Annotated in this window: 5 protein-coding genes; 4 read left to right on the top strand and 1 reads right to left on the bottom strand. The window is 66.0% G+C overall.

Features of this window, described 5'->3' with window-relative positions:
* The 3 genes from JMF86_RS12975 to JMF86_RS12965 form a co-directional block, all read left to right on the top strand.
* Positions 1-556: efflux RND transporter periplasmic adaptor subunit (locus tag JMF86_RS12975; RefSeq protein ID WP_201317008.1), on the top strand; the 556-nt coding region annotated here is incomplete at its 5' end.
* A 15-nt stretch (positions 557-571) separates the two neighbouring features.
* On the top strand, positions 572-3,772 hold the full coding sequence (gene bpeB / locus JMF86_RS12970; RefSeq protein WP_011546092.1) for an efflux RND transporter permease BpeB: 3,201 nt from the start codon (positions 572-574) through the stop codon (positions 3,770-3,772).
* Entirely contained in the window at positions 3,772-5,295 is a 1,524-nt protein-coding gene (locus JMF86_RS12965; protein ID WP_011546091.1) for an efflux transporter outer membrane subunit, read from the top strand. Before bpeB ends, JMF86_RS12965 begins: the two co-directional genes overlap by 1 nt.
* A gap of 194 nt (positions 5,296-5,489) precedes the next feature.
* On the opposite strand, the gene JMF86_RS12960 is transcribed toward JMF86_RS12965, so the two are convergent.
* Positions 5,490-6,866, bottom strand: a complete 1,377-nt coding sequence (locus tag JMF86_RS12960) for a nucleobase:cation symporter-2 family protein (protein WP_011546090.1) — start codon at positions 6,864-6,866, stop codon at positions 5,490-5,492.
* A 439-nt stretch (positions 6,867-7,305) separates the two neighbouring features.
* Here JMF86_RS12960 and JMF86_RS12955 point away from each other — a divergent pair.
* Positions 7,306-7,974, top strand: a 669-nt coding sequence (locus JMF86_RS12955; protein WP_269189816.1) for an FGGY family carbohydrate kinase, incomplete at its 3' end; no start/stop codon positions are given.

Here is a 7,974-nt window from a genome sequence, read left to right as displayed (position 1 = left end):
GAAGGTGTCGCTGATCCTGGAAGACGGCAAGACCTACTCGGAGCCGGGCAAGCTGCAGTTCTCGGACGTGACGGTCGACCAGACCACCGGCTCGGTGACGATCCGCGCGGTGTTCCCGAACCCGGGCCGCGTGCTGCTGCCGGGGATGTTCGTGCGCGCACGGATCGAGGAAGGCGTGAACGAGAACGCCTTCCTGGTGCCGCAGATCGGCGTCACGCATGACCAGAAGGGCCAGGCGATCGCGATGGTGGTGAACGCCAGCAACAAGGTCGAGCCGCGTCCGCTGAAGACCACCGGCATGCAAGGCCAGAACTGGATCGTCGAAGGCGGTCTGCAGGCGGGCGATCACGTGATCGTGCAAGGCGTCGACAAGGTGCGCCCGGGCGCGACCGTGAAGACCGTCGCCGCGCAGCTCGCCCCGGCGGCCGATGCCGCCTCGGGTGCCGCTGCCCCCGCCGCGCCGGCCGCTGCCGGGTCCGGCGCCGCTGCCGCTTCCGGTGCCGCCGCATCGGGCGCCGCGCCGGCGAGTGCTGCCGCCGCGTCGAGCGCGCAATAACAGGGAGCCTGTTTCATGGCAAAGTTTTTTATCGATCGCCCGATCTTCGCGTGGGTGATCGCCATCATCCTGATGCTGGCCGGGGTTGCGGCGATCTTCACGCTGCCGATCTCGCAGTATCCGACGATCGCGCCGCCATCGATCCAGATCACGGCGAACTATCCGGGCGCTTCCGCGAAGACGGTGGAAGACACGGTGACGCAGGTGATCGAGCAGCAGATGAGCGGTCTCGACAACTTCCTGTACATGTCGTCGACGAGTGACGACTCGGGCAACGCAACGATCACGCTGACCTTCGCGCCGGGCACCAACGCCGACATTGCGCAGGTCCAGGTGCAGAACAAGCTGTCGCTCGCGACGCCGGTTCTGCCGCAGGTCGTGCAGCAGCTCGGTCTGTCGGTCACGAAGTCGAGCAGCAGCTTCCTGCTGGTGCTCGCCTTCAACTCCGAAGACGGCAGCATGAACAAGTACGACCTCGCGAACTTCGTGGCGTCGCACGTGAAGGACCCGATCAGCCGGCTGAACGGCGTCGGTACCGTCACGCTGTTCGGCTCGCAGTACGCGATGCGGATCTGGCTCGACCCGAACCGCCTGACCAACTACGGCCTCACGCCGGTCGACGTCAGCTCGGCGATCACCGCGCAGAACGTGCAGATCGCGGGCGGCCAGATCGGCGGCACGCCGGCCACGCCGGGCACCGTGCTGCAGGCGACGATCACCGAATCGACGCTGCTGCAGACGCCCGAGCAGTTCGGCAACATCCTGCTGAAGGTCAACCAGGACGGCTCGCAGGTTCGCCTGAAGGACGTCGCGCAGATCGGCCTCGGCGGCGAAAACTACAACTTCGACACGAAGTACAACGGTCAGCCGACCGCGGCACTCGGTATCCAGCTCGCGACCAACGCGAACGCGCTCGCGACCGCGAAGGCCGTGCGCGCGAAGATCGACGAGCTCGCACCGTTCTTCCCGCACGGCCTCGTCGTGAAGTATCCGTACGACACGACGCCGTTCGTGAAGCTGTCGATCGAGGAAGTGGTCAAGACGCTGCTCGAAGGTATCGTGCTCGTGTTCCTCGTGATGTATCTGTTCCTGCAGAACCTGCGGGCGACGATCATCCCGACGATCGCGGTGCCGGTCGTGCTGCTCGGTACGTTCGCGATCATGTCGATGGTCGGCTTCTCGATCAACACGCTGTCGATGTTCGGCCTCGTGCTCGCGATCGGCCTGCTGGTCGACGATGCGATCGTGGTGGTCGAGAACGTCGAGCGCGTGATGGCGGAAGAGGGGCTGTCGCCGAAGGAGGCGACCCGCAAGGCGATGGGCCAGATCACCGGCGCACTCGTCGGCGTGGCGCTCGTGCTGTCGGCGGTGTTCGTGCCGGTGGCGTTCTCCGGCGGCTCGGTCGGTGCGATCTATCGTCAATTCTCGCTGACGATCGTGTCGGCGATGGTGCTGTCGGTGCTGGTCGCGTTGATTCTGACGCCGGCACTGTGCGCGACGATCCTCAAGCCGATCCCGCAAGGGCATCACGAGGAGAAGAAGGGCTTCTTCGGCTGGTTCAACCGCACGTTCAACAACAGCCGCGACAAGTACCACGTCGGCGTGCACCACGTGATCAAGCGCTCGGGCCGCTGGCTCATCATCTATCTGGTCGTGATCGTCGCGGTCGGGCTGCTGTTCGTGCGCCTGCCGAAGTCGTTCCTGCCCGATGAAGACCAGGGCCTGATGTTCGTGATCGTGCAGACGCCGTCGGGCTCGACGCAGGAAACGACCGCGAAGACGCTCGCGAACATTTCCGACTACCTGCTGAAGGACGAGAAGGAAATCGTCGAATCGGCGTTCACGGTCAACGGCTTCAGCTTCGCGGGTCGCGGCCAGAACTCGGGTCTCGTGTTCGTGCGCCTGAAGGACTACTCGCAGCGTCAGCATGCGAACCAGAAGGTGCAGGCGCTGATCGGCCGGATGTTCGGGCGTTACGGGAGCTACAAGGACGCGCTCGTGATTCCGTTCAACCCGCCGTCGATTCCCGAACTCGGTACGGCCGCCGGCTTCGACTTCGAGCTGACGGACAACGCCGGTCTCGGCCACGACGCGCTGATGGCGGCACGTAACCAGCTGCTCGGGATGGCGTCGAAGGACCCGACGCTGCAGGGTGTCCGTCCGAACGGCCTGAACGATACGCCGCAGTACAAGGTCAACATCGACCGCGAGAAGGCGAATGCGCTGGGCGTGACGGCGGATGCGATCGACCAGACGTTCTCGATCGCGTGGGCGTCGAAGTACGTGAACAACTTCCTCGACACCGACGGCCGGATCAAGAAGGTGTACGTGCAGGCCGATGCGCCGTTCCGGATGACGCCGGAAGACATGAACATCTGGTACGTGCGCAACGGGTCGGGCGGGATGGTGCCGTTCAGCGCGTTCTCGACCGGTCACTGGACGTACGGTTCGCCGAAGCTCGAGCGCTACAACGGCGTGTCGGCGATGGAAATCCAGGGTCAGGCCGCACCGGGCAAGTCGACCGGTCAGGCGATGGCCGCGATGGAAACGCTCGCGAAGAAGCTGCCGGTCGGCATCGGCTATTCGTGGACGGGGCTGTCGTTCCAGGAAATCCAGTCCGGTTCGCAGGCGCCGATCCTGTACGCGATCTCGATCCTCGTCGTGTTCCTGTGTCTCGCGGCACTGTATGAAAGCTGGTCGATTCCGTTCTCGGTGATCATGGTCGTGCCGCTCGGCGTGATCGGTGCGCTGCTCGCGGCCACGATGCGCGGCCTCGAGAACGACGTGTTCTTCCAGGTCGGCCTGCTGACCACCGTGGGCTTGTCCGCGAAGAACGCGATTCTGATCGTCGAGTTCGCGCGCGAACTGCAGCAGACGGAGAAGATGGGGCCGATCGAGGCTGCGCTGGAAGCAGCGCGCCTGCGGCTGCGTCCGATCCTGATGACGTCGCTCGCGTTCATTCTCGGCGTGATGCCGCTCGCGATCAGCAACGGCGCGGGTTCGGCCAGCCAGCACGCGATCGGTACGGGCGTGATCGGCGGGATGATCACGGCGACGTTCCTCGCGATCTTCATGATCCCGATGTTCTTCGTGAAGATCCGTGCGATCTTCAGCGGCGAGAAGGAAGACGTCGACGAGGCGCTGCGCCTGGCTCAGGAGCACTCGCACCACGAAGAGAAGCCGGGCAACGGCGACGAAGGCAACAAGGGACAGTGATGATGCAAAAACACGCTTTGACTGCAATCGCAGTCGCGCTCTTTGCCACGGGCTGCACGATGGCGCCGCACTACAAGCGGCCCGACGCACCCGTCGCGCAGGCGTACCCGGCCGGCGGCGTCTACGCGACGCAGCCGGGCGCAGCCGGCGCGCGCAGCGCGAACGGCCAGGCGGCGACTGCCATCGGCTGGCGCGAGTTCTTCGTCGATCCGCGCCTGCAGCGGCTGATCGAGATCGCGCTGAAAAACAACCGCGACCTGCGCGTGTCGGTGCTCAATATCGAGGCGGCGCGTGCTCAGTACCAGATCACGCGTGCGGGGCTGTTCCCGACGCTCGACGGTACGGGCACGGGCAACATCCAGCGTCTGCCGGCCGGTGTGTCGACGACGAGGGCGCCGCTGATTTCGCGCACCTATAACGTTGGATTGTCCGCGTCGTGGGAGCTCGACCTGTTCGGCCGCGTGCAGAGCCTGAAGGATCAGGCGCTCGCGCAATACCTGTCGACCGCGTATGCGCGGCAGGCGTCGGAGATCTCGCTGGTGTCGCAGGTGGCGGATCAATACCTGACGCTGCTGTCGACCGACGACCTGCTGAAGGTCACGGAGGACACGCTGAAGACCGCGCAGGCATCGTACGACCTGACCAAGCTGCAGTTCGACAACGGTACGGGCTCGGAGCTCGAGCTGCGTCAGGCGCAGACGGTCGTCGAGACGGCGCTCGCGAACCAGCAGGCGCAGGCCCGTGCCCGCGCGCAGGCGCTGAACGCGCTGGTGCTGCTGATCGGCGAGCCGCTGCCGGACGACCTGCCGGCGGGCATGCCGCTCGATGCGCAGAACCTGCTGACGGACGTGCCCGCTGGCCTGCCGTCGGATCTGCTGACGCGTCGTCCTGACGTGATGCAGGCCGAGCAGACGCTGCTGGCCGCGAACGCGAACATCGGCGCGGCGCGCGCGGCGTTCTTCCCGAAGATTTCGCTGACGGGCGCGTTCGGCACCGCGAGCCCGACGCTGGGCGGCCTGTTCAAGGCCGGCACGGCGGCATGGTCGTTCGCGCCGAGCATCGCACTGCCGATCTTCGAGGGCGGGCAGAACATCGCGAACCTCGATCTCGCGCACGTGCAGAAGCGCATCGAGATCGCGAACTACGAGAAGGCGATCCAGTCGGCATTCCGCGAAGTGTCGGATGGCCTCGCCGCACGCGGCACGTACGACCAGCAGATCGCGGCGCTCGAGCGCAACGAGCACGCGCAGCAACGTCGTTTCGACTTGTCGGACCTGCGTTACAAGAACGGTGTCGACAGCTACCTGTCGGTGCTGACCGCGCAGACGGATCTGTACTCGGCGCAGCAGTCGCTGATCAGCGCACGCCTGGCACGCTGGACGAACCTGGTCGACCTGTACCGCGCGCTCGGCGGCGGCTGGATCCAGCATGCCGGCGAAGCGCCGCGCGCGCCGGATGCGCCGGTCGACTACGACAAGGCGGCGGCTCCTGCGCCCGCGTCGGCAACGGCGACGAACGGGTAAGCACCGAGAAGGGCGGGCGCGGGTCACCGCGCTTGCCCTTCGAACCGGCTGTATGCGGAAACGAGAACGCCACGGACGAAAGTCCGTGGCGTTTTCTTTTGCGCTGCCGGATCGTGCGGGAAATCAAGCAAAACGCCACGGCATGCCGTGGCGTTTTTCGTTACCGCTTCGCGCCATCGTCCGGCGCGGCGCGATCAGTGGTGCACGTCGGCGGGCCGCCCATCGAAATCGTGCCCCGCGCGCCGAATCTCGCAGCGCGCATCCTTTTCGCCTTTCACGCCGTTGAACACGATGTTCAGGATCACGGCCGTGGCCGATGCCAGCAGGATGCCGCTGTGCAGGATCGGTGCGAGCGCGGGCGGCAGCTTCGAGAAGAAGTGCGGCGACACGACCGGCACGAGGCCCATGCCGACGCTCACCGCGACGATGAACAGGTTGTGCGAGTTCTGCACGAAGTCGACCTTCGACAGCACCTTGATGCCGTTCGCGGCGACCATCCCGAACATCACGATGCCTGCGCCGCCGAGCACGAACGGCGGCACCGACGCGACGACCTGCGCCATCTTCGGGAACAGGCCGAGCAGCACGAGGATCACGCCGCCCGTCGCGCACACGAAGCGGCTCTTCACGCCCGTCACGCCGATCAGGCCGACGTTCTGCGAGAACGACGTATGCGGGAACGAGTTGAAGATGCCGCCGATCAGCGTGCCGAGGCCGTCGACGCGCAGGCCGCGCACGAGGCGCTCCTGGTTGACCGGGCGATCGACCATGTCGCCCACCGCGAGGAACATGCCGGTGGATTCGATGAACGTGACGAACATCACCGTGACCATCGTCACGATCGACAGCGGATCGAAGTGCGGCAGACCGAAGTGGAACGGCATCACGAAACCGACCCACGGCGCATGCGCGACGCCGTCGGTGTTCACGCGGCCGAGCGCGAAGGCGATCACGAAGCCGGCGACGATGCCGAGCAGCACCGAGATGTTCGCGACGAAACCGCGGCCGAACTTGTTGATCAGCAGGATCAGCGTGAGCACGAGCAGCGACAGGCCGAGATAGACGGGGCTGCCGTATTCGGGGTTGCCGACGCCGCCGGCCGCCCAGTTGATGCCCACTTCCATCAGCGACAGCCCGATCACGGCGATCACCGTGCCGACGACCACGGGCGGGAAGAACCGCAACAGCTTGCCGATCATCGGCGCGAGCACGATGCCGATGATGCCGGCGGCGATGGTCGAACCGAAGATGTCGAGAATGCCGAGGCCGGGGTTCGTGCCGATCGCGATCATCGGGCCGACGGCCGCGAACGTGCAGCCCATGATGACGGGCAGGCGGATGCCGAAGATCCACAGGCCGAGTGTCTGGATCAGCGTGGCGATGCCGCACGAAAACAGATCGGCGCTGATCAGGAACGCGATCTGGTCTTTCGGCAGCTTGAGCGCCGCGCCGACGATAAGCGGCACGGCGACGGCGCCGGCGTACATGACGAGGACGTGTTGCAGGCCAAGCGTTACCAGCTTGCCGGTCGGCAGCACCTCATCGCACGGATGGACCGTGTTCGATTGCATCTGTCTCACTCCATGATCTTGTTTTCGGGGTGATACGAAGTTATTCGGAATGAATCCATGCAACAAGAGCACTGGGTTCTATTCCGTTCTTTGCTGGTTCGATATGCCATTTCGGTATGGAACAGGGGGGCGATCATCGGGAAACTGCCGCGGGAGTGAGGTTCACCGGTTTTATAGCGCTTCAAAATAGCGCCGGCCCCCATGTCAAATATGGCGCGCTTTATGGTGTGTATCGGGTGAGTCGCATAGTGGCAAAAAGCGGTGTGTGGAAATCGCGCCGGGTTAACCCGCGAACGGCCGCTTTTGCGTGCAAGGTGCAGCCCGGTGGAGGGCGCCGATCCGACCGCACTTTGTATGCGTCGAGGCGGCGGCAAAAAGCGGGGCGCCCATCGCGATCCCGTTATCATCGACATCCGTTCACACGAATCTCCTTCACGTCATGCGCCTGCTCGGAATCGACCTCGGCACCGGCTCCGTCAAACTCGTCACGCTCGATGCCGACGGCGTCGAGCGCGCGGTCGCGAGCGAACCTTATGCGTTGTCGTCGCCGCGGCCGGGCTGGGCGGAAATCGCCCCCGACGCGTGGTGGCAGGCGCTGGTGCGCGCAGCCGCGCGACTGCCGGCCGACGAGCGCGCGCAGGTCGCGGCGATCGGTTTTTCGGGCCAGATGCATGGCGTCGTGCTGATCGACGCGGCGGGCCAGCCGGTGCGGCCCGCGCTGCTGTGGCCGGACACGCGCGCGGTGCGCGAGGCGGACGCGGCTGACTGGGCCGCCGCCGGATCGCCCGTCCCACCGAATCCCGTCGCGCCCGGCATGGCGGGCCCGCTGTTGCGCTGGCTGGCCACGCACGAACCCGACGCGCTGCGCGTCGCGCGCTGGGCCGTGCAGCCGAAGGACTGGCTGCGCATCGCACTGGGCGGCGACGTCGCGGCCGACCCGAGCGACGCGTGCGCAACCGCGCTCGCGACGCCCGACGGCGCGTGGGACAACGCATTGATCGACACGCTCGGCCTGCCTGCCGACCGCTTCGCGCCGGTGCGTGCGTCCACCGCGCGCTGCGGCGTGCTCGGCGCGCAGGCCGCGGCCGCGCTCGGCCTGCCGGCCGGC

The organism is Burkholderia sp. E168m15 (assembly GCF_016586105.1).
GTDB lineage: Bacteria > Pseudomonadota > Gammaproteobacteria > Burkholderiales > Burkholderiaceae > Burkholderia > Burkholderia orbicola.
Note: the sequence above shows the minus strand (reverse complement) of the source record. Positions and strands in the feature narration are given on the sequence as shown.